Annotated in this window: 23 protein-coding genes; 6 read left to right on the forward strand and 17 right to left on the reverse strand. The window is 63.6% G+C overall.

Annotation, left to right across the window (positions count from 1 at the left end; genetic code table 11):
* Window positions 1–96 precede the first annotated feature (96 nt).
* Window positions 97–558, forward strand: coding sequence for an alpha/beta fold hydrolase (locus tag Q0687_RS35805; protein ID WP_363323938.1), 462 nt, complete (start codon window positions 97–99; stop codon window positions 556–558).
* Here Q0687_RS35805 and Q0687_RS10335 read toward each other — a convergent pair.
* Window positions 447–935, reverse strand: a complete 489-nt coding sequence (locus Q0687_RS10335; protein WP_298875555.1) for a formate dehydrogenase subunit gamma — start codon at window positions 933–935, stop codon at window positions 447–449. The two genes, Q0687_RS35805 and Q0687_RS10335, sit on opposite strands and share 112 nt — an antisense overlap.
* A gap of 224 nt (window positions 936–1,159) precedes the next feature.
* On the opposite strand from Q0687_RS10335, the gene Q0687_RS10340 reads away from it, so the two are divergent.
* Complete coding sequence (locus Q0687_RS10340) at window positions 1,160–2,056, forward strand: LysR family transcriptional regulator (protein ID WP_298875557.1); 897 nt, start codon at window positions 1,160–1,162, stop codon at window positions 2,054–2,056.
* A gap of 178 nt (window positions 2,057–2,234) precedes the next feature.
* Here the strand turns inward: Q0687_RS10340 and Q0687_RS10345 are convergent, their stop codons facing one another.
* From Q0687_RS10345 to Q0687_RS10410, 14 genes are all read right to left on the reverse strand, one after another.
* Window positions 2,235–4,565: an ATP-binding protein gene (locus tag Q0687_RS10345; protein WP_298875561.1), complete on the reverse strand. Its 2,331-nt coding sequence runs from the start codon at window positions 4,563–4,565 to the stop codon at window positions 2,235–2,237.
* A gap of 225 nt (window positions 4,566–4,790) precedes the next feature.
* On the reverse strand, window positions 4,791–6,179 hold the full coding sequence (locus Q0687_RS10350; RefSeq protein ID WP_298875564.1) for a cation-efflux pump: 1,389 nt from the start codon (window positions 6,177–6,179) through the stop codon (window positions 4,791–4,793).
* Window positions 6,180–6,422: 243 nt separating this feature from the next.
* Window positions 6,423–7,394 carry a zinc-binding dehydrogenase gene (locus tag Q0687_RS10355; protein ID WP_298875567.1) on the reverse strand — a complete coding sequence of 324 codons (972 nt, stop codon included), beginning with the start codon at window positions 7,392–7,394 and terminating at the stop codon, window positions 6,423–6,425.
* A gap of 25 nt (window positions 7,395–7,419) precedes the next feature.
* Window positions 7,420–8,415, reverse strand: a complete 996-nt coding sequence (locus tag Q0687_RS10360) for a nitronate monooxygenase family protein (protein ID WP_298875570.1) — start codon at window positions 8,413–8,415, stop codon at window positions 7,420–7,422.
* A 396-nt stretch (window positions 8,416–8,811) separates the two neighbouring features.
* Window positions 8,812–9,462, reverse strand: coding sequence for a hypothetical protein (locus Q0687_RS10365; RefSeq protein WP_298875573.1), 651 nt, complete (start codon window positions 9,460–9,462; stop codon window positions 8,812–8,814).
* Window positions 9,463–9,503: 41 nt separating this feature from the next.
* Window positions 9,504–9,707 (reverse strand): hypothetical protein, encoded by a 204-nt coding sequence (locus Q0687_RS10370; protein ID WP_298875576.1) that lies wholly within the window; start codon window positions 9,705–9,707, stop codon window positions 9,504–9,506.
* Window positions 9,708–9,877: 170 nt separating this feature from the next.
* Window positions 9,878–10,594, reverse strand: coding sequence for a hypothetical protein (locus tag Q0687_RS10375; protein WP_298875579.1), 717 nt, complete (start codon window positions 10,592–10,594; stop codon window positions 9,878–9,880).
* Window positions 10,595–10,644: 50 nt separating this feature from the next.
* Entirely contained in the window at window positions 10,645–12,051 is a 1,407-nt protein-coding gene (locus Q0687_RS10380; protein ID WP_298875581.1) for a hypothetical protein, read from the reverse strand.
* Between the two features lie 277 nt (window positions 12,052–12,328).
* Entirely contained in the window at window positions 12,329–13,102 is a 774-nt protein-coding gene (locus Q0687_RS10385) for a fumarylacetoacetate hydrolase family protein (protein ID WP_298875584.1), read from the reverse strand.
* 11 nt (window positions 13,103–13,113) lie between these two features.
* Window positions 13,114–14,133, reverse strand: a complete 1,020-nt coding sequence (locus tag Q0687_RS10390; RefSeq protein ID WP_298875587.1) for a 2-dehydropantoate 2-reductase — start codon at window positions 14,131–14,133, stop codon at window positions 13,114–13,116.
* 209 nt (window positions 14,134–14,342) lie between these two features.
* Window positions 14,343–14,771 (reverse strand): CBS domain-containing protein, encoded by a 429-nt coding sequence (locus Q0687_RS10395; RefSeq protein WP_298875590.1) that lies wholly within the window; start codon window positions 14,769–14,771, stop codon window positions 14,343–14,345.
* A gap of 189 nt (window positions 14,772–14,960) precedes the next feature.
* Window positions 14,961–16,295 (reverse strand): oxalate/formate MFS antiporter, encoded by a 1,335-nt coding sequence (gene oxlT / locus Q0687_RS10400; protein WP_298875593.1) that lies wholly within the window; start codon window positions 16,293–16,295, stop codon window positions 14,961–14,963.
* Between the two features lie 261 nt (window positions 16,296–16,556).
* The gene (gene oxlT, locus Q0687_RS10405; protein ID WP_298875596.1) at window positions 16,557–17,846 is read right to left on the reverse strand and encodes an oxalate/formate MFS antiporter; all 1,290 of its coding nucleotides are present in this window, start codon (window positions 17,844–17,846) and stop codon (window positions 16,557–16,559) included.
* A 258-nt stretch (window positions 17,847–18,104) separates the two neighbouring features.
* Window positions 18,105–18,242 (reverse strand): hypothetical protein, encoded by a 138-nt coding sequence (locus Q0687_RS10410; RefSeq protein ID WP_298875600.1) that lies wholly within the window; start codon window positions 18,240–18,242, stop codon window positions 18,105–18,107.
* 280 nt (window positions 18,243–18,522) lie between these two features.
* On the opposite strand from Q0687_RS10410, the gene Q0687_RS10415 reads away from it, so the two are divergent.
* Window positions 18,523–19,851 carry an Hsp70 family protein gene (locus Q0687_RS10415; protein WP_298875603.1) on the forward strand — a complete coding sequence of 443 codons (1,329 nt, stop codon included), beginning with the start codon at window positions 18,523–18,525 and terminating at the stop codon, window positions 19,849–19,851.
* 178 nt (window positions 19,852–20,029) lie between these two features.
* Here Q0687_RS10415 and Q0687_RS10420 read toward each other — a convergent pair whose 3' ends face one another.
* Together Q0687_RS10420 and Q0687_RS10425 are read right to left on the reverse strand one after the other, a co-directional pair.
* Entirely contained in the window at window positions 20,030–20,473 is a 444-nt protein-coding gene (locus Q0687_RS10420; RefSeq protein ID WP_298875606.1) for an SRPBCC family protein, read from the reverse strand.
* Window positions 20,474–20,706: 233 nt separating this feature from the next.
* Entirely contained in the window at window positions 20,707–20,907 is a 201-nt protein-coding gene (locus Q0687_RS10425) for a hypothetical protein (protein ID WP_298875609.1), read from the reverse strand.
* A 188-nt stretch (window positions 20,908–21,095) separates the two neighbouring features.
* Between Q0687_RS10425 and Q0687_RS10430 the strand changes: the two genes are divergently transcribed.
* The 3 genes from Q0687_RS10430 to Q0687_RS10440 all read left to right on the forward strand — a co-directional run bounded on the left by Q0687_RS10430 (window position 21,096) and on the right by Q0687_RS10440 (window position 24,084).
* The gene (locus tag Q0687_RS10430; protein WP_298875613.1) at window positions 21,096–22,055 is read left to right on the forward strand and encodes a phosphatase PAP2 family protein; all 960 of its coding nucleotides are present in this window, start codon (window positions 21,096–21,098) and stop codon (window positions 22,053–22,055) included.
* Between the two features lie 64 nt (window positions 22,056–22,119).
* Window positions 22,120–23,505, forward strand: a complete 1,386-nt coding sequence (locus Q0687_RS10435) for a serine hydrolase (RefSeq protein WP_298875615.1) — start codon at window positions 22,120–22,122, stop codon at window positions 23,503–23,505.
* Window positions 23,506–23,787: 282 nt separating this feature from the next.
* A complete protein-coding gene (locus Q0687_RS10440) occupies window positions 23,788–24,084 on the forward strand; it encodes a hypothetical protein (RefSeq protein WP_298875617.1) in 297 nt (98 codons plus the stop codon).
* The last annotated feature ends 126 nt before the right edge of the window (window positions 24,085–24,210 follow it).

The following is a 24,210-nucleotide window of genomic DNA, read 5'->3' on the forward strand; positions in this document are numbered from 1 at the left end:
CGGCCGCTGACGGCAGCGCTGCCGGACTGGCTGCAAGCGCGCACGGTCTGCTATCCGCAGACCGGCGCGCAGGACTACCCCCGCCTGCTCGCCCACGTGCGGCGCGAGCTGGCGGACCTCTCCGACTACTATGTTCTCGGCGCCTCCTTCGGCGGCCCGCTGGCGGTCATGCTCGCCGCCGCCGAGCCGCAGCGGGTGCGGTCCGTTGCTTGCCATGGACTCGAGCAAGGAGGCGACGTCCTCGGTACTGACGGGACCATAGGCGATGCGGCCCACCGGCGTCGCGACCTCGATCATCGGCTCCAGCCAATGCAGTCCGCGCGAGCCGGTCCTGATGATCTCGATCGAGAGGCCTCGCTGCTGCGCGACCTGCTCGAGCGCCGCGACGACGTCATCGGCGCCGACGGCGACTGCGGTCGCATCGCGGGGAACGGAAATCTTCATGTTCATCGCTGCGCCTCCGCAACCAGCGCATCAAGGCGCTTCTCGTCGAGCCGGCCGACGAGACGGCCGTCGAGCATCGCCGACGGCGCGGTCGAGCACAGACCGAGGCAGTAGATCGGCTCCAGCGTGACCCGATCATCCGCAGTGGTGTTGCCGAATGATACGCCCAGCTTCGATTCGGCGCGCGCTGCCAGCGCATCGCCACCGGCGGCCTGGCAGGCCTCGGCGCGACACAGCTTCAGCACGTGGCGGCCGGCCGGCTTGTGGCGGAAGTCGTGGTAGAATGTGAAGACGCCATGGACCTCGGCGCGCGACAGGTTCAGCGCCTGCGCCACCATGGGAATCGCGGCCTCCGGCACATAGCCGAATGCCTCCTGGAGCGCGTGGAGGATGACGAGCGTCGCGCCTTCCTGGCTGGCATGTTCGGCGATGATTTCAGCGCCGCGCGTCTCGTCCCAAGGCTCGTATGAAGGCTCGTATGCGGCTGTCATTCTTCGTTCTCAGATTGAGCGTCCCTGGCGCGCAAACTATTTGGAATCATTCGAAGATCAATAAAGCTGTCTCATGCTGCGATTGCGAATTCAGATCGATTGGGAAGTGCAATCGACCGATACGGGATGGTAATGAAACTTGTATCGTTTGCCGGTTTTTGCGTGTTGGTGCAGGGCGAGCGTGATAGCTTGCATGCCACGATGGAATCCGAGGGGACGAACGGTTGATCGATAAGCTTGAACTGCTGCTGGCGCTGGCCAAGGAGCGGCATTTTGGACGGGCGGCAGAGGCCTGCGGCGTCACCCAGCCGACCATGTCGACCGGGCTCAAGCAGCTCGAGGAGATCCTCGGCGTGATGCTGGTTCAGCGCGGGTCCCGATTCCAGGGATTTACTCCCGAGGGCGAGCGTGCCTTGGACTGGGCGCGGCGGATCGTCGGCGATGCCCGCGCGATGCGCGACGAGATCAACGGACTAAAGCATCAGCTCTCCGGTGAGATCAGGATTGCGGCGATCCCGACGGCGCTCGGCATGGTCGCTTCGCTGACGACGCCGTTCCGTGCGCGGCATCCCGAGGTGCGCTTCAGCATCCGCTCGACGACCTCGTCGGAGGTGCTGGGGCTGCTCGAAAATCTCGAGGTCGATGCGGGCCTGACCTATATTGAGAACGAGCCGATCGGCAAGGTGCGCACCATTCCGCTCTACAACGAGAGCTATCGCCTGCTCACCGCGCCCGATGGGATGTTCGGCGATCGCGAGACGGTGACATGGAAAGAGGTCGGGCAGGTGCCGCTGTGCCTGTTGACGCCCGACATGCAGAACCGCCGCATCATCGACCGCGCGCTGCGCTCGGTCGGCGCGGAGGCGACGCCGACACTGACCTCGAACTCGCTGCTGGTGCTGTTCACGCACGTCAAGACCGGACGCTGGGCGAGCGTGATGCCGGCCAAGCTGGCCGAGACGCTCGGCCTGTCGTCCGACAAGGTCCGCTCGATCCCGATCGTCGACCCCGAGGTCAATTACAGCATTGGCCTCGTGATCCCGCAGCGCGACCCGATGACGCCGCTGATCGCAGCGCTGGTCAATGTCGCGCGCGAAGTGGCGCCGACGCTGCAGTCGTAAGGTGAGAGTCCGAGCAAGCGCCTCGTCCTTCGAGACGACCGCTTCGCGGTCTCCTCAGGATGAGGCTCCGTTGTATCGATGTTCGTTGAAACGGCTGCTGCGCACTCCGCCCTCATCCTGAGGGCCCGCCGGAGGCGGGCGTCTCGAAGGATGGCCTCAGACGAGCTTTCCACCGTGCTTACGCCGCAGCGGAGATCGCAGCCGCTGCCTTGACGGCGTCGCGCGGCAGGGTCACGCGGACGACCGTGCCGACCTCCAGCCTGGAACGCAGCTTCATCGAGCCGCCGTGGAGCTGGGCCAGCGAGCGGGCGATCGCAAGCCCGAGGCCGGAGCCGTGATAGGTCTTGGTGAGCTGGCTCTCGACCTGCTCGAACGGACGCCCCAGCCGCGCCAGCGAGTGCGGCGCGATGCCGATGCCGGTGTCGGCGATCATCAGCACGATCCTGTCCTCGAGCTGCCGGCTGCGCACCACGATGCGTCCGCCGTCGGGCGTAAACTTCACCGCGTTGGACAGCAAATTGACGACGATCTGCTTGGTGGCGCGGCGGTCGGCGACGACGGAGATCGATTTCTCGATATCGGCATCCAGCGTCAGGTGCTTGTCCTCGGCCCGGCCGGCGACGACGCGCAAGGACTCGGCCAGCGTCCGCGACAGGTCGAGCTCTTCCATATCGAGCTTCATGCGGCCGGCCTCGATCTTGGACATGTCGAGGATGTCGTTGATGACCTCGAGCAGATAGTGACCGCTGGTCAGAATGTCGTGGCAGTATTCCTGGTACTTCTCGGAGCCCAGCTCGCCGAACATGCCCGAGCCCATGATCTCTGAGAAGCCGATGATGGCGTTGAGCGGCGTGCGCAGCTCGTGGCTCATATTGGCGAGGAATTTCGACTTGGTCTGGTTGGCTTCCTCGGCACGGGTCTTTTCGCGCTGGTATTTCTCGGCGAGGTCGGCGAGCTCGATGGTCTGGCGTTCCAGCGCCGCCTGCGAGCGCTTGAGGTCGATGACGGTGGCGCGCAGGCGCAGATCGTTGTCGACGAGCTTCTGCTCGTGCTCCTTGATGCGGGTGATGTCGGTGCCGACCGAGACGTAGCCGCCGTCCTTGGTGCGGCGCTCGCTGATGTGCAGCCAGCTGCCGTCGTCGAGCTGGGCCTCGAAGGTGCGCGCGCCCGGGCCCTGGGCGCCCGTCTCGTTGTGGCGGGTGCGGACCTCAGGCATGCGGCCGACTTCCAGCACGGTCTCGTAGGAGGTGCCGGGGATGACAGCGGTGTCGGGCAGCTTGTGTAGGCGCTGGAAGTGCGAATTGCAGAGCACCAGGCGGTCGCTGGCGTCCCACAGCACGAAGGCTTCCGGAATGGTCTCGATCGCGTCGCGCAGGCGAAGGTCGGCTTCCACGGTGCGCTCGGCGAGGCTCTTCTGCTCGGTGATGTCGACCGCGATGCCGATCAGGTGCATGCCGGCATCGCTGGCGCCGCGCGTCCGCTCGCAGCGCACGCGGAGCCAGATCCAGTGGCCGTCGACATGCTGCATGCGGAAGGTCTGGTCGATATGGTCGATCTTCTCGGAGATGAGCTGGTCGGCGATCGCGAACAGGTCGATGTCGTCGGACTTCACCAGCGCGTTGACCTCGCCGAAGGTGAGCAGCTCGTTGCGGCCGTCGAGGCCGAGCATCGAGAACATCGACTGCGACCAGAAGATCCGACCGCGCGACAGGTCCCAGTCCCACAGGCCGCAGCGGCCGCGGTTGAGGGCGGTGTCGATGCGGCCGCGCACCGCGTCGTTGATGAGGTCGCCTTCGCGGGCGCGGGTCGACTGCCAGTGGAAGGCGAAGCCGAGGATCAGGACGACGAAGCCCGTCGTTGCCGACAGCGTCACCGACAGCGCCGCGTCCGAGCCCCAGATCGGCTCGTTGCGCTCCTGGATCACGGTGACGAGACCCGGCAGCGCCTTGATCGGCCGCGAGGTTGCCAGCGCCGCGTTGCCATCGGGCAGCATCATGTCCGCGAAATTGTTGTCGCGCGGTGGCGTCGCGAGCAGCTGGGCGGTGGTGATCGCATCGAGCAGGCGGTCGTTGCCGGCCGGATCGCTGTCGATCGGAATGCGGGCGAGGATGCGGCCGTTGACGCCGGCCGAGGTGACGACGACGTGGCGGCCCGAGACCCTTGCCTTGGCCGGGATCATGTCGGGCAGCAGCGTCGGCAGGTTCTCGATGGTCTTCAGCCGCTCGGCGCGCACCGAGGTCGCGCGGTCGATGCGCTCGGCGAGCAGTTCGGCGAGCATAGAGATGTCGTTCTGGATCACCAGGCGCTTCTGGCGCGTCTGGTCGACGACCTGGACGAACGCGCCGAGGCAGATCGTGATGAGGAAGGCAATGATGAGCGTCGGCACGGCGCGACGCAGCGCGGGCTCCGCGATCAGGAGCCGATGATAGGCAGGTTTCGCGATCGATTGCGCCAATCCCTTGATCGAATCGGATTGGACGCACGCGTTCGCGGCGTCTGCACGCGCCATGCCTTCGGCCCCCTGAAAACCTGCTTGCTACTCAGTTCGAAAGCAGCCCCACAACGCTTTCGAATCACACCGATTTGAATCCAGTTTGCGCAGGCTGTCGAGAGTCAACGAAAGGTTAACGCAAAATAATTCTTATCCAATGCAGAGTTTGCGCGGTTCTCCTCCGCAAACTCACGTGCATCAGGAGTCCGAAACAAGAACGTGTGACTCATCGCGCGTTCCGCCTCACACGCGCGGCGGTTCGGCGTGGCTGATGACGCGCTTCACGCTCGGGAACGCGCGGCGCAGGCGGCGCTCGATCGCATCGACATGCTCGTGCACCTTGATCACGCTCATCGACGGCGTGGCGCGGCAATGGAAGTTGACGATCTCCCCTGCATCGGTGTCGCGGACGCGCACATTATGGATGTCGTGGATCTCGCTGCCAGCGGCGTATTCGGTGAGCGCGGCGGCGATGGTCTGCACTCGCTCCGGCGCCGCATCGACGCCGAACGGCAGTTCCGGTTCCAGCGGCTCGATATGGACGTCGACCTCGACGTCGGCGCCGAACTCTTCCTGGATGCTGCGCTCCAGCGTGTTGGCGATGTCGTGGGCGGCCGCGAGCGGCATGTCGGCGTCGACCTCGAGGTCGATGCTGACGATCAGCTTGGCCAAATCTTTGACCATACCCAGATCGTGCACCGTGACGTGGTGGATGGCGAGGCCCGAATTGTGTGCGATCACCATGATGCGGTCGCGCACGGTCTCGTTGTCGCGCGCGACCGGCACCGCGGTGAAGGTGAGGTCGGCATCGTCGAACGCCTTGCTGACGGCGGCCTGGGCGTTGCGCTTGATCTCCTCGACGCGGTCGATCGGATAGGTCCTGGGCACGTTGACGATGCTGTCGATGAACGTGGTCGCCCCGACCATGCGGACGCGCAGCCGCTCGACGTCGATCACGCCGGGCACGCCGCGAATCGCGGCGGTCGCCTTTTCCTGGGCTCCCTCCGGGGCGCGGTCGATCAGGGTGTGCACCGTGGAGCTTGCCATCCGCAGGCCGAGCAGGGCGATCATGACGGCCACGGCCGCGGCGGCCGCGGCGTCGCCCCACCAGAAGCCGAAGGCCGCGAGAACGAGACCTGCGATGACGGCACATGAGCCCATGACGTCGGATGCGAAGTGCAGCGCATCCGCGGCCAGCGCCTCGCTCCGCGTCTCGCGCGCGGCGCGGTGCAGGGCACGGGCGCGCCAGAGATTGACGGCGATGTCGATCACCAGCACCACGAACGGCACGGCCGAGATCGTCGGCGGCGGAGTTCCCTCGCGCAGCCGGCTGTAGGATTCCACCAGGATGCCGCCGGCCAGCACGTAGAGCAGCGCGGTGACGCCAAGCGCCGAGATGCTCTCGAGCTTGCCGTGGCCGTAATGGTGTTCGTCGTCGGCCGGCTTGTCCGACACCCGCACCACCGCCCAGGTGATGATGGTTGCGACCAGGTCGATCGAGGAGTGCAGCGCTTCGGAGATCAGCGCCAGCGATCCGATCGCAATCCCGACCACGAATTTGGCCGCCGCCATGCCGCCGCTGGCCAGGATCGAGATGGCCGCAACCGATGTCTTGTCGTGTTGTCCGCTCATGCAGGGGATTTAGCAGGGCGAGCATGAACATCAAGCGACGATCCACAGAGCTAGTCGCGAGTGAGTTGCAGGAGCGAGGCCGTTGCGAATGCTTCCGAATTGGAGGGTGGTACGTGCCACTCGCGCGGTCGTAGGGTGGGCAAAGGCGCGATAGCGCCGTGCCCACCATTCCTTCGTGATGGATACAAATCGTGGGCACGCTCCGCTTTGCCCACCCTACGACACCGTCGCCTTGGTCGGCCCCTACAGCACCGTCACCACGATCTTCCCCAGATGCTTGTTCGCCTCCATGTGCTCGAACGCCTTGTCGATGTCGGCGAACGCGTAGACCTTGTCGATCGGCAGCTGGAGTTTTCGCGATTCCACCGCGCCCCAGATGTCGCTGCGGACCTCGTCGAAGATCGCGCGGACCTCCTCGATGGTGCGGGTGCGGAAGGTGACGCCGATATAGGAGATGCGGCGGGCGGCATGGAGGTCGAAGTTGAAGTCGGCATGGGTGCCACCGAGCCGGCCGACATTGACGATGCGGCCGAGGATCTTCGTCGCCGCGAGGTTCTGGTTGGCGACCTTGCCTGAGACCTGGTCGACGATCAGATCGACACCTTCGCCGCCCGTCGCCTTCAAGACCTCGTCGACCCATGCGGGATCGGAGGAATCGACCGCGAGGTCGGCGCCGTAGTCCTTCAGCCGGCCGCGGCGATAGGGATCGGTCGAGGAGCCGATCACGAGCCTCGCGCCCTTGAGCTTGGCGATCTGCATCGCCATCAGGCCGACGCCGGAGCTCGCGCCCTGAATCAGCACGGCTTGACCCGGCTGCACGCCACCGACGGTGACGACGGCATTGTGCATCGTGGCGAGCGCGACGGGTAGCGTGGCGGCTTCCTCGAAATTCATGTTCGAGGGGGCGTGGAACAGCCGGCCGTGGTCGGCGAGGGTGTACTCGGCGAAAGCGGCGCTGCCCGATCCCATGATGCGGTCGCCAACCTTGACGCCCTTCGCGTCAGGCCCGAGCTCGGCAACTTCGCCGGCCCACTCCATGCCGAGCACGGCGCCGACGCCTCCGGCCGCGCCGTGCGCGTGGCCCTTGCGCATGCCGGTGTCGGCGCGATTGAGGCCACAGGCGCGCACGCGCACCAGCACTTGCGTGCCTTTAGGTTTGGGGTGAGCGACGTCGGAAATCCGAGCGCCCTCAGGGCCGTAGACATAAGCCTTCATGAGCTGGTCTCGCTTCTTGCAGTGATTATTCGGCGGCTTGCGCGCTTGGTTGAACGATCATGCCTTCGAGCCGGCTGCGAATGATCGCCTCTGCTTCCCGCACGATGCGGGAGATCAGTTCGCCGCAGCTCGGAATGTCCTGGATCAGGCCCTGCACCTGGCCGGCCGACCAGATGCCTTCGTCCGAATTGCCTGTGGCATAGACCATCTTGCCGCGGGCACCGGCGACGAGCTCGCGGATATCCTCGAACTTGGCGCCTTCCTTCTCCATCGCGACGACCTTGGTCGAGATCTCGTTCCTGGCGACGCGCGAGGTGTTGCGCATGGTGCGGAAGATCAGCTCGGTCTCGCGCTCGTCATTGGCCACGATCTTCTCCTTGATGAGCTGGTGGATCGGGCTCTCTTTGGTCGCCATGAAGCGGGTGCCCATGTTGATGCCCTCGGCCCCGAGCGCCAGCGCGGCGACGAGGCCGCGCGCGTCGGCAAAGCCGCCGGAGGCGATCATCGGGATCTTGACCTTGTTGGCGGCGGCCGGGATCAGGATCAGGCCGGGAGTGTCGTCCTCGCCGGGATGGCCGGCGCATTCGAAGCCGTCGATCGAGATGGCGTCGACGCCCATGCGCTCGGCCGAGAGTGCGTGGCGGACGCTGGTGCATTTGTGCACGACCTTGACGCCGTGTTTTTTGAACTCGTCGACGTGCTCCTGCGGCTTGTTGCCGGCGGTCTCGACCACGGTGATGCCGGCTTCGATGATGGCGGCGCGGTATTCGGCGTAAGGCGGCGGCTTGATCGCAGGCAGGATGGTGAGGTTGACGCCGAACGGCTTGTCGGTGAGGTCGCGGCAACGCGCGATTTCGCGTGTCAAATCCTCCGGCGTCGGCTGGGTCAGCGCCGTGATGAAACCGAGCGCACCGGCGTTCGCAACGGCCGCGACCAGCTCGGCGCGCCCGACCCATTGCATCCCGCCCTGGACGATCGGGTGCTCGACGCCGACGAGCTTTGTGAACCGTGTTTGCAGCATTGTCAGTTTCCCCCGCCTGCGTGGCAGCCTGTGCTTTTAAGTTGATGGGGAGGAGGATGCCGCTAGGGTCGGGAAATGTCTATTGCGCCGCCGTGCGGTGAGTCATGCGAGCGGGTGGGTGTGTTTCCGCGGGGCGGATAATTCGGATCTCCGTCATCCTGAGGTGCGAGTGGTGCGATGCAACGCATCGCGCCAGGAGCCTCGAAGGATGCACGGCCCAGATGCAGCGGGGCCGTCGCCCTTCGAGGCTCGCCGAAGAGGCGAGCACCTCAGGGTGACGGTGATGAAGCAGCACACGCCGCCTCCACATCGTTATTGCGAGCGCAGCGAAGCAATCCAGACTGCCTCTGCGGAGGGACTCTGGATGGCTTCGCTGCGCTCGCAAAGACGGAAGCGCTACTCCGCCGACAGCCGCACGATCTGGCGGCCGCCGTTGATCTCTTTCAGGCTGTTGACGAAGTTTTCCGGGCGCTGCCAGCGGTTGGGGACCTTCAGGCCCATATATTCGGCGATGTCGCCGATGAAGCCGGTGCAATTGGTGGTCTCGGCGTTCCAGACCGGCGAGCTCGCCTTCAGCTTCTCGATATAGGCGAACACGCGCTTGGCGTCGGCTTCGTTCAGATAGACGCGATAGTTCGCGGTCAGGTAGTCCGGGTCGAGATCGCCATAGCTCGCGCCGGTCTCCGACGGCACCCAGGTGAAATAGCCGAGCACGTAGGTCCAGGTGTCACCGGCCGGCGTCAGGCCGGCGACCTCGACGGCGCGCTCGCTGGTCTTGCCGTACCAGACGAAGGCGTGGCCCCAGCTCGCCGCCGTCCGCGCGCGGAAGTCGACGTAATAGGGGCCTTTGTCCGCCCGCGTGACCGAGCGCCGCGTTGCTTGCGGCGTGGCGCGCGATGCAGTGTCGGTCGAGACAAGCGCACTGGCGTCGGCCATGCGCTTGTTCGTTTCGTTAGCCGAAGCCGAGGTCATCATGCATGCGAGCATGGTCGCAAGCGCGAGGCCTGCGAGGATGCAGGACCCCGCTCGATCAGGTTTGTTCGTCACGCTGTGCCCCTCGACTACAGGCGCTTGTTTCCGCTATCGCCTCAGTAGCGCGCGGCGACCGGGCTCGGCGCCTTGCCGATCGGGGCCTTGCCAACCGGGCTCTTGCCGATCGGCATCTTTCCGATCGGGGCCTGTTCGGCCGGATAGACCGGCACGGGCTGGCGGCGCGGCAGGTCCGCAGCGTTTGCGGCCGTCACCAGAGCAAGCGTCGCACCCAGAACAAATACAATCTTCTTCACAGTCATACCCCTAGCAGGTTTGGTCCAAACACGGCCGAGCCGTGCCCCCAGACACGCCTCAGACATGGACGCCGGAATGCGTCCACAGTGCGGCGCGCCCGCGACATGTTGGCGGCATCTCTTGGGCGCGCGCAGATGTGATGTGTGTCGGAATGTTTCCGCGCGCCGCGCGATCGTCAGCGATCGGCGCTCAAGCGGAAATGCATCTCGATCCCGGCTGGCGATGGCTCGCTTGCCGTGCGCCAGGGGGAGAAGCCGGGCGTGGGATCCGGGTCGGACGGAAGATCGATCGACCAGTGCTGCGTTGGCACGCCAGGCAGCGTCAGACTGACGGCGCGGTGCCGCGTCTTGTACATCAGGGAAGCCGTTGAGATGATCGCTTTGCGCTCGCCGTCATGCGCGCGCCAGTTCGGCGGCAGCATCGCGTTGGCATAGCCCGAGGCTTCCTCGACCTCGATCTTCACGTCCTCTTCCTGGTCCGGCAGGGTCATGCCGAGAGGAAGCCGAAACTCGATCTGGAGCGTCATGAAGCCGTGGCTGAGATTGGGCGAGCGGATCAACTCGTACCATCCCCAATAGCCCAGCACGGCCACGATGAGCAGCACGGTGATGGCCAATGGGAAGGAGAGCCGCCTGGCGCGGGGAGCCGCGTCACCGGGGGTCTCTCCGGCAGGTGCCGGCGATGCGTTGCGGACCAGTCCGAAGCGCATGAACAGCCAGATGCCGGCGACCAGGCCGACCACACCGCCGATCGGGCCGATGTCGAAGAAGGCGCCCATGGCGATGCCGCCATCGCGGTCCGGCCCCGCCAGCATGACCACAAGCGCGGCCAAGCCGGACCAGCCGGCGAGCGCGCCGAGCAGGGCAGACAGGAAGCCGAGGATGAAGCGCATGGGCTGTTGGTCGCAGGCAGATCGGTCCCGGTTCGAACCTCGTTCAGCCTTCACCCGATCCGGTTCAGGCTGTTGCGGATGGTCGAGAAGATGCCGCCGATGTCCTTGCGCAAGGCATCGAGCGCGTTGAAATTGTCGAAGATGCGGGCGAGGCGGTCTTCGACCTCACGCTTGCTCCTGGTCAGCGCATCGACGCGCGAGGTGAGGGTGACGTCGCCGCTCGCCTCGATCTCGCCGACGGTTTTGGCCAGCAGATCCCTGGTGGCGCTGACCTCCGTGATCATGGCCTCGATGCCGAACACCGGCGCCTTCAGCGGCACGAGATCGGCCTGCGATTTCGACAGCTCCGTCTTGAAGGCGTTCAGCGTCGTCAGCGTCTCCTGCAACGCACCGAGGCGCTGGCGCGACTGCAGGACGAAATCGTTCAGCGCGTTCTGGCGATCGACGAGGGTCTTGCCGTCGCCGTCGGTCTCGACTTCCGTGAGCGAGCGTTCGAGCTGGGCCTGGCGCTGGCCGAGCTCCTCGAAATCGAGCCTGATGGCTTTGAGGATGTTGGCGCTGTCGTCAATGCGGGCCAAGCGCTGCTCGATCTCGTTCTTGTTTTTCGACAGGGTCTCGACGCGGGTGCTGAGCGGGGCTTCGCCCCCGCTCTCGAGCTCGTCGACGGTCCTGGCGAGACGCTCATGGCTGAGGCCGAGCTCGCCGATCAGGGCGTTGATGCCGGCGTCGTTTGAGCGCAGCGGCACCAGCTCGGCATGGGATTTCGCCAGATCCTCCTTGTACTGGTTGAGCGTCGCAAACGTGTCCTGCACCCCGTTGACCCGGCCGAGCAGCGTCGATACGTCGCGGGCAATATCCTTCAGCCGGTCCGCAAGATTGTTCTTGCGATCGTCGGTTTCGAGGTCGAGCAGCGCGCGTTCGAGCTGGTTCTGGCGGTCGCGGATCTCGGTGAAGACGGGCTCGACCGCGCGGCGCTGATCGGCGACCTTGCCGACCATCTCGCGCACGCCCTGCTGGCGGCGGCGGATCTCGGCGAGCTGGTCGTGCATGTCGGTGGACTGGTTGCGGCTCTGTTGGAGCAGGGCGCGCTGCTCGGTCTCGCCGAGCTTGTCGTGCAGCGCGGAGACGGCCTCTCTCGGGTCGCTCTCGATCAGGTGCTGGACGGTGGCGTCGAGGTGATTTTGCAGGGCGTGCGCGACGACGACGTCCTCGCGGGTCTTCCTGAGGCGGTCGCGCAAGCTATCGAGGCGCCGGTCCTGGCGTGAGAGCCGAAAGGCCGAGGCGCCGATCAGCGCGAGCCCGGCCACGACAATCGCACCGGCCGCGATCCGCTGCGGCATCGGCAGGGCGGCAAAGGCAGCCGGCAAATGGGTGATGTCGTAACCAAACGCCTGCGGAGCGAGAAAGGCGATGGCGGCGAGCAGGACAAACCAGGCAACCAGGAAAAACAGCCACATGGCGACGTCCTCACGCCCGCGCACATTTTGGCCATAATTGCTATTGGAGAGCGGAACCGAGATCAAGGGGGCGGGCGGCCGGCAGGAGGTGCTGGAGGACGCAGTCCACAGCCGGGCTGGGGCGGTTGGATCGGGCGATGCAGGGCCTTTCCTGAGAGCGGGGGCAGTCGTTCAATTTACGCTCGTCATGCCCCGGGCTTGTCCCGGGCATCCACGTTCTTCAAACGTGGATCAAAGGCGTGGATGGCCGGAACAAGCCCGGCCATGACGGAGAGACCTACAACCGAAACTCGTTCGTCAGCTCGCCGATGCCGTCGATCGACACCGTCACGGTGTTCACCGGCTCCTTCATCACGCCGACGCCGACCGAAGTGCCGACGGCGATGAGGTCGCCGGGGAGCAGGGTCATGTCGTGGGAGATTTTGCTCACCAGCGCTTGCGCGGAGAAGATCATGTCGGAGATCGGATAGTTCTGCCGCTCCGCGCCGTTCAGAATGGTGCGGACGGTGAGCTTGGCCGGATCGAGGCCGGTGGCGATGACAGGACCGAACGGGCCGTAATCGTCGATGCCCTTGGCGCGGGCCCATTGGGGAAAGGTGGGATCGCTGGTCAGGATGTCGTTGGCGGTGATGTCGTTGACGCAGGTGTAGCCGAAGATGAAGCGGTCCGCCTCGTCAGGCGAGACGCGGGCGCAGGTCTTGCCGATGACGATGCCGAGCTCACCCTCATAGGTGGTCTTGCCATCGTAGTAGGAGGGACGACGGATGACGGCGCCCGGCGTCGTGATGGTGGTGGTGGCCTTGAGCAGATAGAGCGGCGCCGGTGGCTCGGGCTGATTCAGCTTGGCCGCGAGCGCGTGGAAATTATTCCAGAGCGCGACGATCTTGCTGGGCGCGCAAGGCGCGAGCAGCTCGACCTCCGACAGCGTCAGAATCTTGCCGGTGCCTGCGTTGCGGCCGAACATCTCACCCTCATGCACGCTGATGCCATCAGGCGTGAGCGTGCCGAAGCCCGTGGTGCCGGCGTGGCGAAAGCGGAGCCACTGCTTCATGTCGCCCGCCATCACGCCACCGCCAGCGCGCGAGGATCAGCGGGGCTAGAGACGCCATCATAGAGGCCGGCGATGCGGGCGCGCTGGGTCACCATCGCCAGCACCGAGTCGAGCGCGGGCGTCGGGATCTTGGTCAGGCGGCCCATCTCCTGCACAACGGTGACGAGCGGGTCGATCTCCATCGGGCGACCGCGTTCGAGATCCTGCAGCATCGAGGTCTTGTGCGCGCCGACCTTGCGGGCACCCTCGATGCGGCGCTCGACATCGACGCGGAACTTGACGCCAAAGGTTTCAGCGATGGCTTGCGTCTCCACCATGATCGCGCGCGACAGCGCGCGCGTGGCGGGATCGGTGCAGATCACGTCGAGCGTTGCGTGCGTCAGCGCGCTGATCGGGTTGAAGCAGACATTGCCCCAGAGCTTCAGCCAGATCTCGTCGCGGATGCGGTCGAGCACCGGGGCCTTCAGGCCGGCCGCGACGAACAGGTCGGCGAGGCGCTGCACGTCCGATGTGATCTCGCCGGAGGGCTCGCCGAGCGGGAAATTGTTGCCGTAGACGTGGCGGATCACGCCGGGCGCCTCGATCTCGGTGGCGGGATAGACGATGCAGCCGATCGCACGCTCCGCGCCGAGCTCGCGCCATTGCCGACCGCCGGGATCGATGCTTTCCAGCGTCGCGTTCTCGTAGGCGCCGCCGTGCCTGTAGAAGTACCAATAGGGGATGCCGTTGACCGCGGTGATGAGGCGGGTGTGGGGCCCGAAAAGCGGCTGCATCTTCTCGATCACGCCGGTGATCGAATGCGCCTTCAGCGTGACGATGACATAATCCTGCACGCCGAGCTCGGCCGCATTGTCGGTGCAGCGCGGATGGACGGTGTGAGATTCCTCGCCGGTGAGCAAGGTCAGGCCACGCTCGCGCATCGCGGCGAGATGTGCGCCGCGTGCGACCAGGCTGACATCAGCGCCTGTGCGCGCCAGCTGCACGCCGAGATATCCGCCGATCGCGCCGGCGCCGTAGATGCAGATCTTCATGACTTCCTCGCGGGACTAAAGTTGGCAACTGGTTCGATTGATCCGGCCACAGGTTCTCTGCACCTCTCCCGCTTGCGGGAGAGGTCGGCGCGCTCGTCGAGCGCGGCGGGTGAGGGCTCTATCCTCTTGGGGAGTCTCCCTGGTGGAGACGCCCTCTCCCCGACCCTCTCCCGCAAGCGGGAGAGGGAGCAGGAAGGGAGTTGCCGCTGTTAGGCTGCTGCTTGCGGCGTGCCGTTGAGCGCCTCGTCAATCGCAGCGGCGATGTCGCGCATGCTGATGACGGAGACGAGGCTGTAATCGTCGATCACGGGCAGGTGCCGGATGTGATTGCGGTTCATCAGGTGTCGGACGTGCTCGATCGTGTCCGAGGAAGTGCAGGAGACGAGCTGCTGCACCGAGACGAGCTGCGAGACCTTGACGTTGACGGCGCCCGCGCCGTGCTCGGCAACGGCGCGCACCACGTCACGCTCGGTGAACATGCCGACCGCGGTGTTTCCTTCGGAGCGGACCACGTCCTTCACCACCAGCGCGCTGATGTTGTTGGCCCGCATCAGCTTGGCGGCGATACCCACCGTTTCGTTCATTCGCACCGTGACAACGCGCGGCGTCTTCTTGCGCAGAATGTCTCCGACCAGCATGGCAACCTCCCTGGGTGAATGATGAGGGAAGTGTGGTATACATAATGCCAATCGTCAAGCGCTGGATTTGGCTGATCCGAAAAATCTTGCGGCAGCAATGCTGACGTTTGTCATCACCATGCGGAGCATGTGGCAAAGAAAAAGGGGCGCATTGCTGCGCCCCTTTTTGATCGACGTAGGTGTGGCGGCTCACGCCGTCCCTGTCTTGGCCCGCGTCTCGGCGCTTGCGGTTGCGGGACTGGTGCTCTCGGCCTCATTGCCCAGGATGAACGAGCGGCGCAGCGGCTTGATCACGAACAGCGCCATCAGCGCGGCCGTCGCGTTCAGCGCCACGGCCACCACGAACACGGCCTTCCAGCCATAGGCGGTCGAGATCACGCTTGCGAGCGGGACCAGCAGGGAGGCGGTGCCCTTCGCGGTGTAGAGCATGCCGTTGTTGGTGGTCGCGAATTTCGAGCCGAAGGTGTCGCCGCACGTGGCGGGGAACAGCGAGTAGATTTCGCCGAACACGCCGAAATAGACCGCGGTCGCGAGCACGAAGACGATCGGGACGTGACCGTAGGCCGACAGCGTCAGCAGCATCAAAGCGGCGGTGCCGAAGGCGATGAACATGGTGTTCTCGCGGCCGATCGTGTCAGACACGAAGCCGAAGAACGGACGTCCGAAGCCGTCGAAGATGCGGTCGAGCGAGATCGCGAAGGTCAAGGCCGCCATCTGGAAGCCGGCGAGCGTAACCGGCGTGCTGGCGATCTTGAAGTCGTGCGCGATCGGCGCGATCTGGGCCGCGGTCATCAGGCCGCCGGAGGCGACCATGACGAAGACCAGGTACATGATCCAGAAAATCGGGGCACGCAGCACTTGCGGCGGCGTGAAGTCGATCTTGGTCTGCGGCAGGTTGAGCTGCTTCTTCTTCGGCGGGATCGACAGCCGCGGCGGCTGAATGAAGAAGGCGAGCACGAACACGATCACGCCCTGGCCGATGCCGAAGGTGAGGAACGCGTGCTGATAGCCTGAAGATGCGATCATGGCCGCGATCGGCACCACGGTGAGGGCTGCGCCCGCGCCGAAGCCGGCGGCTGTCGCACCGGCGGCAAGGCCGCGGCGATCAGGAAACCATTTCAGCGCGTTGCCGACGCAGGTGCCGTACACCGCGCCCGCGCCCATGCCGCCGACGACAGCCGCGGCGTAGAGCAGGGGAAGACTATCGGCGTAGGAGTTGAGCAACCAGGACAGAGCGATCATCACGCCGCCGAACATGATGACGATGCGCGGGCCGTATTTGTCGACGAACCATGCCTCGATCGGCACCAGCCAGGTCTCGGTGACGACGAAGATGGTGAAGGCGAGCTGGATCGCGGCGCGACCCCAATGGTACTTGGCGTCGATCGGATCGACGAACAGCGTCCAGCCATATTGCAGGTTGGCGATCATCGCCATGCAGACGATGCCCATGCCGAGCTGGAGCCAACGGAAACTTGTGCGAAGAGGCGCGGCAGTGACGGCGCCATCCGTGCTGGAAATCATCAACAACCTCCCAAGCGCCTGTCTGGTCACGACAGCGCCGCCCAGATGACGGAGTGTCGCAAATATTGTGGCTTATGGTCGCAAGCGCGGCGGGGAGCTTGGTATACCATATTCCAGAATGCAAGCCCTATCTTAGAATGACGCGCAAGAAATGTGCAGGGTTCCTTCGGGTTTGCGGTATTAAGGTGTATTCGGGAAAATGAAAACGCCCGGCGGTGAGGCCGGGCGTCAAGGCGCAATGTTAATGTTGCGAGTGCGAAGTCAGACGGTCGAATGCGCGACCACAGACCTCCGCCAGGGCTTCAACACCAGCAGCGCCAGCAGCGAGGCCAGGATGTTGGCGCCGGCCGCGAGGATGAACACGTTGTCCCAATGGCCGGAGGTCTGCTGCACATAGTTCGCGAGCGGCACCAGTAACGCGGCGGTGCCCTTGGCGGTATAGAGCAGGCCGGCATTGGTGGTCGCGAATTTTGCGCCGAACGTGTCGGTGCAGGTCGAGGGGAACAGCGAGTAGATCTCGCCCCAGGCAAAAAACACGAAGCCCGACAGGATCACGAACCAGATCGGATCCTGGCCCCAGAGGTAAAGCATCCAGATGCCGACGCCTTCCATGCCGAAGGCGATGAACATGGTGTTCTCGCGGCCGATCATGTCGGAGATCCAGCCGAAGAACGGACGCGTCAGGCCGTTGAGCACGCGGTCGATGGTGGCTGCGAACGTCACCGCGGTCATGGTCATGCCGATCAGCGTCACCGGTACGGCGTCGACCTTCCAGTCGACTGCAATCGGCTTCAAATTCGCCGTCACCATCAAGCCGCCGGCACCGACGATCACGAACATGAAGTACATCAACCAGAAGATCGGCTGACGCAAAACTTCGGTCGGCTGGTAGTTGCGCCGCGTCTGCGCGAGTGCGGCGTTTGCCACCACGCTCGGCACCTGGCCCGGCTTCGGCGCCAGCAGGAAGAAGGCGAGGATGCAGATGATGATGCCTTGTCCGAGGCCGAAATAGAGGAAGGTGGTCTGGAATCCGCTGTCCTTGATCATCGCCTGGATCGGCGCGACGGTGAGTGCGGAGCCTGCACCGAAGCCCGCGGCGGTGATGCCCGCGGCAAGCCCGCGCTTGTCGGGAAACCATTTCAGCGCATTGCCGACGCAGGTGCCGTAGACGGCGCCGGCGCCGATGCCCGCGATGATCATGCCGAGATAATAGCCGTTGAGCGTGGTGGCCTGCGCGTTGACCGCCCAGCCGATCGCGCAGAGCACGCCGCCGACGAGCACGACGATGCGCGGACCGTATTTATCGACAAACCATCCTTCGACCGGCACCAGCCAGGTCTCGAACAAAACAAACAGGGTAAAGGCCCACTGGATCGAGGCGCGATCCCAGCCAAAAGTTTTCTGGATGTCGGGGACGAAGAACGTCCAGCCGTATTGGTAGTTGGCGATCATCACCATGGCCGCTACGCCGACCGCCAATTGCGCCCAGCGATAGGTGTCGCTGACGCGTGCGGCGGTAGGGGCCGTTGTTGCTTGCACCATGTCCGTCATGAATCCTCCAATGAGCGCTTCTGTTTTTTTGAGCGAGCGTTGGCGGCATTCTTGTATTCATTATGCCAAGCTTCAAGCGCACGCGGCCCGTTGTGCGCTTATGACGCAACCTCGTTTTCCGAAGCTGCCGAGACTGCGTATATGCGCCTGATACCAAATAAAAATGGCCCCGCAGAGCGAGGCCATTCTTCAAAAGTAGGAATTAGCAACTTTTACAACCGGCGCGACAATTCGACGCGCGGCGGTTTCGTCGGGCGCTTACAGGCCGAAGCGCGGCAGGTCGCCGTTGTTGTTGGAGATCTCGGCGCTGGCCATCAGGAAGCGGTCGACGGCGGCCATGAAACGGGCGAACAGCGAGGCGGAGGGCGCGAGTGCGACGGAAGCGGTCTTGGACATCGGAATTCCCTTTCCCGAGACAGTCAGTATTGCTGCCTCATTTCGAAAGGTAATCTATGTATACCAGATGCCAGTGTCCATGCCCGCTATTGCATGGCAGCATTTAATCCTTCGCATTGCAGCATAATGATGCGTTAAAGCGGCCGATTTGGCCATATCTAGTCCAAATCCTGCTAAATCCGGGTTATTTGCCTGATGCGATGCACAATTAAGGGTCTTGGCAGCGGCACGCTAAGCCGTTAGTGGTGCGCCCCCTTCCATCCAACTGTCAGAGTGGTTCATGTCGAGCGCCTCGCCCGCCGTCTCGATCGGCATCGATTTTGGAACCAGCAACACCGTCGTCGCCCTAGCGGCAGACGACCGCCGGGTCGAGGCCGTCCGCTTCGAGCACGGTGGGCAACGCCACAGCACCTACGTCTCGGCGCTGTGCTTCTGGGAGGACCGGCCGGGCGCCGGCGCCCAGGCCGAAGGCGGGCCGTGGGCGATCGAGCAGTTTCTCGAAGGGCGCCATGTCTACCGCTTCCTGCAGTCGTTCAAGACCTTCGCGGCAAGCTCGAGCTTCAACACCACGCAAGTGTTCCGGCAGCGCTTCAAGTTCGAGGACATCCTGGCGGCGTTCCTGCGCACGCTGGCGCGCCATGGCGGCGACGTCTTCGGTTTCGAGGCCGCCAACATCACCGTCGGCCGCCCCGTGCGCTTTGCCGGCGGCAATCCCGACGACGATCTCGCCATGCAGCGCTACCGCGCCGCCTTCGAGCGTCTCGGTGCCGGCCATGCCCGCTATGTCTACGAGCCCGTCGGCGCGGCGTTCTCCTTCGCCCGCAGGCTCGAGCGCGATGCCACCGTGCTGGTTGCGGATTTCGGTGGCGGCACCAGCGACTTCTCGGTGATGCGCTTCTCGCGATCAGGCGGCCATTTGCGCGCCGAGCCGCTCGGCCACGCCGGCATCGGCATTGCCGGCGACACGTTCGATTATCGCATCGTCGATCACGTCGTCTCGCCGCGACTGGGCAAAGGCTCGAGCTTTCGCTCGTTCGACAAGGTGCTGCCGATCCCGAACAGCCACTACGCCAATCTGGCGCGCTGGCATCAGCTCGCGCTGATGAAGAGCAACGGCGATCTGCGTGAGTTGTGTGAGCTGGCGCGCACCGCGCTGAAGCCCGAACAGCTCGAGGATTTCATCACCATCGTCGATCTCGATCTCGGCTTTTCGCTGTATCGCGCGGTGTCGGACGCCAAGGTCGCCCTGTCGGCAAAGGACGAAGTGGACTTCCGCTTTAAGGGTGGCGGCGTCAACATCGGCGCGGCCATCACGCGGAAGAAGTTCGATAGCTGGATTGCCGACGACATCGCCCGGCTGGGCGCCACCGTCGACAAGGTGCTGGGCGAAGCCCGCATCACCGCGCGGGATGTGGAGAAGGTGTTTCTGACCGGCGGCACCTCGTTCGTGCCGGCGGTGCGAAAACTGTTCGCCGACCGCTTCGGCAACGAGCGGCTGATGTCCGGCGACCAGTTCGAGTCGATCGCCTACGGCCTCGCGTTGATCGGCCACAGTCCCGAGCCGGACCGCTGGACTGCGGACGGCGGGCTGAACAAGGCGAGCGCGTAGCGATCGCTCATACGCCGATGTGAGTTGTACTTTCGGAGAGTTCCTCTTTCTCGCAATGACGACGTGGATGGTGCCGTAGCGTGGGCAAAGGCGCGAAGCGCCGTGCCCACGTTCTCTCAGCAACTGCCAGGTGGTGGGCACGCTACGCTTTGCCCACCCCACGATACTCATGTCACCGCTATTGCTTGATCTCCGGCTCGACCAGCCGCGCCAGATTGCGCAGCGATTCCTGCCAGCCGAGATAGCAGGCCTCGGGCGGGATCGCGTCGGGAAGCCCGGCTTGCGTGATATCGACCTCGGTGCCGACCAAAACCTTCTTCAAGAGCACGGTCACCTCGATCACGCCAGGCAGGTTCGGATTGTCGAACTTGTCGGTGTAGCGGAGCCGCTCGCCCGGGACGAGCTCGAGATATTCGCCGCCGAACGGCTGGTCGTCGCCCGTCGTGAAATTCCGGAACGACATCTTGAACGTGCCCCCGACCCTGGCCTCCAGATGATGCACGGTGCAGGTGAAGCCGTTGGGCGGAAGCCATTTGGCCAGCGCATCTGCCTCGACGAAGGCGCGATAGACCTTGTCAGGACTGGTCGTGAAAACGCGGTGCAGGCGTACGGTGCCGGGCATGATATTGTCCTTCTCTCATGAATTGCTGGGCTCGACGTCAGCGTCTACCGCCCAATCATGGCCCAAGGACGAACGAGGTCTCGCGGCTCCGACACGGCGTCTTGGATTTTCTTGCAGGCTTTGCGAGGGAACGACTGCGGCGAATTGCCTGAGGTGGGGAGCGGTGATGGAAGCATGGCCGAAACAAAGAGGCCGCCAACTGAGGCGGCCTCGATATCAGGTTTCGCGCTTTATTAAAGCGAGATGCCGATTTCCAGGAGCACTCCCATGGTGGTGAGCACGCCCACAAGCGTGCCAGTATCGCCCCTGTTGTTGGCCGGACCACCATTCTTGGGCTGGGTTTGGAGAAACTGGCCTTGACCGTTATTCATCATGCCGCCCACGACGGCATCGAGGTCTTCATTCGAAAGCAAGCGGATGCTTTGGGTGCTCATGCTGATCTCCCGCGTTGGGAAGGGACCATCCCCTCTCCATTGATAGCCGCAGGAATAAGCGCACCAATTCACTCGCGCAGTGATGGCCCTCACACAGGAACCCCGTCTTTTCTGACTGAGGTATCGCTTCCCGATATATTCTTGTTAAGGTTGTGCTGGGCATACTGGCCTCGGAATTGGAAATTGTCATGCCCCCCGAGATCGATGAGCAATCTCTCGCGCAAAATCTCTATTTGTTAAATTGGATTGTTCTGACGACCCTTGCGCTCATTGTCGGAGTAACGCTGCCGTTCGCGGGCTTTTTTCTCGCGCCGGACCGCGAGGCATGGGAAGCCGTGCTCCTCGCTTGTCTCTTCGTGGCCGCGGGCCATCTTCTGTTCACCAGGTTTTACGCTCCTCGACTGGCATTCGTCTTTGCCAGTATCGCTCAGTTGGGCACGCTTTCGCTTCTTTCAGCTCTTTTGACCTACATCGCAGCAGCATCGAACTTTCCGCTGCAGGATGCCGCCCTGGACTACTGCGATCGAGTTATCGGTTTGGACTGGGCGGCTTACTATCGGTTCGTAACGGCCCGCTCTTATCTTCTCGACTATGCCTATCTCGCCTATGGAGCGATTGCATTCCCGCCACTCGGGGTTCCGATCATTCTCGGGTTGACCCGCAATCATGTGCGGTTGCAGCGCTACGTGATGGCATTCCTGATCACCCTGTTTATCGTCTCATCCGTGTCGATATTCATCCCGGCGCTCGGAACTTATTATCTGTACGATCTCCCAACCAGTTTTGGGCCATACAAGGCTGACGGCTATCTGATACAAATCGGCCGTCTCCCGGCGATCAGGAGCGGCTCCCTGCATGCTCTCAGCATCTCGCAAATCGGCGGAATTGTCAGCTTCCCGAGTTTCCATACAGCTGCGGCAATCCTCGCACTGTGGGCTTGGTGGGGCGTGTGGTGGATGCGACCATTCGCTCTGTTGATGTGCGTGGCAACGTTGATGGCCACCCCACTCATGGGTGGCCACTACTTCATAGATATCATTGCTGGCGCCATCGTCGCAGTCTTGGCGATCGTGTTGCCGACGGCGATTCGAGCCGATCGTTTTTTTGGGCGCGCCACTGGGAAGGCTGACCTTGCCCCAAGTTTGTAGAGGGCTTCCAGGTTCAAATCGGCCACTCTGACAGCAAGCTCGCAGCGCGTGGGATCCAATGCATATGCGCCAGATTGTTTTCGCATTCGTGTTGCTCGGCGCTTTGCTTCGGTTCGGGCCTGCCGCGGCTGAAGATGGCTTCCCGGCAGCGGAGTGGGAGCGCGTCACCCCCGCAGAATCGGGCTGGTCGGAGACCGAATTGGCCCAGGCGCGATCCTTTTCGGATCAGATTGGCTCGAGCGCGGTTGTGATCGTTCAGCACGGAAAGGTGGTGGCCGAGTGGGGCAATACGACGAAGCCGATGGAAGTCGCTTCGATCCGCAAGAGCGTGCTCAGCGCCCTGATCGGCATCGCAGTGTCGGATCACCTGATCAACCTCGACAGCACGCTTGGCGAACTCAGCATCGACGATAATCCGCCTGGCTTGACCGGGATCGAGAAGGGCGCGACGGTGCGCGAACTCCTCGAAGCGCGTTCCGGGGTCTACCACGCGGCGCTCTATGAGACGCCGCGCATGACCAAGATGCGGCCGCCGCGCGGCAGCCACCCGCCCGGCACCTTCTGGTATTACAACAATTGGGACTTCAACGCGCTCGGCACGATCTACGAGCACGCAACCGGCACCGGCATCTTCGAGGCGCTCGACCAAAAGATCGCAAAGCCGATCGGCATGCAGGACTACCGGCAACAGGATGGCAGCTACGTCCGCGGCGAAGCGTCGATCCACCCTGCCTATGAGATCCGCATGAGCGCACGGGACCTGGCGCGCTTTGCACTTCTCTACCTGCACAAGGGCAATTGGGCCGGACACCAGATCGCGCCGCGGGAGTGGGTGGAAGAGAGCACGCGTGGCTATTCGAGAGCAGGGGGCGGGATGGGCTATGGCTATCTCTGGTGGATCGGATTTCTGGGCGGTGCCGTTGCGCCTACGTTGACGTTGCCCGAGGGCAGCTTTATGGCCGAAGGGGCCGGCGGCCAATACGCCTTGGTCGTGCCCGCGCTCGACCTCGTCGTGGTGCATCGTGTCGATCGCGACGCGCCCTTCACCGAACCTTCGATGCGTAGCATGGGCAGGCTCTTCTGGCTGATCCTGAAGGCCGAGGGCTATGATCCGGGGCACGATGCCTCGCTCGCCGCAGCAGCCGGCGAACGACCGACAGGTGAGACCTTGGCCGCAAAATTCCGGGGCAAGACGATCAGCTTCGGTCCCAAGCTCACGAATGGTCCGTTCACGATGCGATTCGAGCCCGACGGCCGGATGACCTATCCGCACTGGAGCGAGACTCCGGGACCTGCCGGCGCGACATGGACGGTCGCGGAGGATAAGCTCTGTATCTTGATCCCGGATGCCGGGCGTCGCTGCTACATTCCAGTGCTGAACGGCGAACAGATCGAGTTGTTCGACCAGCTTGGCGTCATGCAAATCGCCGGGGTGGCGCTGCCTCGATGATCTCTATGCGGCAATCGGCTCGCGATGTCCGTTCAGGGGTTACGTGCTGACTTGAATGGTTTGAACAGCCGATGTCGGCTCATCACTTGGAAGCGAACGTTCGGATCGCATCACCGAGAGTCGCCAAAGGGCCCAGAAGCAGACCTTCCGGCAAGGTCCCCAATGGATGTCCAATGGTAAACAACTTACAGCGAAGGTGACTTGATGCTTAGGTGAACTCGGAAATCAATTCGCGCTAAGGTCGAATATCCGAAGTCGAGCGTGAGACTAGAGACTGGGAAGATGTGGGTCGTCAAAGCACTTGGCTTGATCGTCGTCGCCGCTATAGCTTACTCCCTGCTATTCGGTGGATATGAGGACCCTCAAACGCTTTATTTCCCTGCGCTCGCGCTTTTTTGGTTCGCAGTTCTCTTCCTTCGCCCCACTCGTCCTGTCCATCCTTACGTCATTGCCTCTTTGGCCTTACTACCAACGCTGATTTTCAGCGCACTCTATGGGATATTTGGCATTGGCCTATCTGCCTTGGTCTTATCCGCATTCTTTCTTTTTGTTTGCGTAACGGCAATCGGCACCCTTTAGGAGTAGCCGCAGTTTCGGCTTACATCCGCGGCATCAACCGCGGGAAATGATGACCCAAGAACGCCTGCATTGGGTCTTGGTCGTGTAAAAACGCGTAATCGTGGTGCGCTTTCTTGAAGCCAAAAG

Source organism: uncultured Bradyrhizobium sp. (assembly GCF_936928535.1).
GTDB lineage: Bacteria > Pseudomonadota > Alphaproteobacteria > Rhizobiales > Xanthobacteraceae > Bradyrhizobium.

Coding starts and splice junctions, on each gene's coding strand:
- Q0687_RS10360 (WP_298875570.1), bottom strand. CDS start 8,415: ATGCTGCAAACACGGTTCACAAAGCTCGTCGGCGTCGAGCACCCGATC.
- Q0687_RS10370 (WP_298875576.1), bottom strand. CDS start 9,707: ATGACTGTGAAGAAGATTGTATTTGTTCTGGGTGCGACGCTTGCTCTG.
- Q0687_RS10395 (WP_298875590.1), bottom strand. CDS start 14,771: ATGCTGGTCGGAGACATTCTGCGCAAGAAGACGCCGCGCGTTGTCACG.
- Q0687_RS10425 (WP_298875609.1), bottom strand. CDS start 20,907: ATGAGCACCCAAAGCATCCGCTTGCTTTCGAATGAAGACCTCGATGCC.
- Q0687_RS10380 (WP_298875581.1), bottom strand. CDS start 12,051: ATGTGGCTGTTTTTCCTGGTTGCCTGGTTTGTCCTGCTCGCCGCCATC.
- Q0687_RS10420 (WP_298875606.1), bottom strand. CDS start 20,473: ATGCCCGGCACCGTACGCCTGCACCGCGTTTTCACGACCAGTCCTGAC.
- Q0687_RS10385 (WP_298875584.1), bottom strand. CDS start 13,102: ATGAAGCAGTGGCTCCGCTTTCGCCACGCCGGCACCACGGGCTTCGGC.
- Q0687_RS10435 (WP_298875615.1), top strand. CDS start 22,120: ATGCGCCAGATTGTTTTCGCATTCGTGTTGCTCGGCGCTTTGCTTCGG.
- Q0687_RS10355 (WP_298875567.1), bottom strand. CDS start 7,394: ATGAAGGCTTATGTCTACGGCCCTGAGGGCGCTCGGATTTCCGACGTC.
- Q0687_RS10350 (WP_298875564.1), bottom strand. CDS start 6,179: ATGAGCGGACAACACGACAAGACATCGGTTGCGGCCATCTCGATCCTG.
- Q0687_RS10440 (WP_298875617.1), top strand. CDS start 23,788: ATGTGGGTCGTCAAAGCACTTGGCTTGATCGTCGTCGCCGCTATAGCT.
- Q0687_RS10375 (WP_298875579.1), bottom strand. CDS start 10,594: ATGCGCTTCATCCTCGGCTTCCTGTCTGCCCTGCTCGGCGCGCTCGCC.
- Q0687_RS10415 (WP_298875603.1), top strand. CDS start 18,523: ATGTCGAGCGCCTCGCCCGCCGTCTCGATCGGCATCGATTTTGGAACC.
- Q0687_RS10410 (WP_298875600.1), bottom strand. CDS start 18,242: ATGTCCAAGACCGCTTCCGTCGCACTCGCGCCCTCCGCCTCGCTGTTC.
- Q0687_RS10345 (WP_298875561.1), bottom strand. CDS start 4,565: ATGGCGCGTGCAGACGCCGCGAACGCGTGCGTCCAATCCGATTCGATC.
- oxlT (WP_298875596.1), bottom strand. CDS start 17,846: ATGACGGACATGGTGCAAGCAACAACGGCCCCTACCGCCGCACGCGTC.
- Q0687_RS10430 (WP_298875613.1), top strand. CDS start 21,096: ATGCCCCCCGAGATCGATGAGCAATCTCTCGCGCAAAATCTCTATTTG.
- oxlT (WP_298875593.1), bottom strand. CDS start 16,295: ATGATTTCCAGCACGGATGGCGCCGTCACTGCCGCGCCTCTTCGCACA.
- Q0687_RS10390 (WP_298875587.1), bottom strand. CDS start 14,133: ATGAAGATCTGCATCTACGGCGCCGGCGCGATCGGCGGATATCTCGGC.
- Q0687_RS10335 (WP_298875555.1), bottom strand. CDS start 935: ATGACAGCCGCATACGAGCCTTCATACGAGCCTTGGGACGAGACGCGC.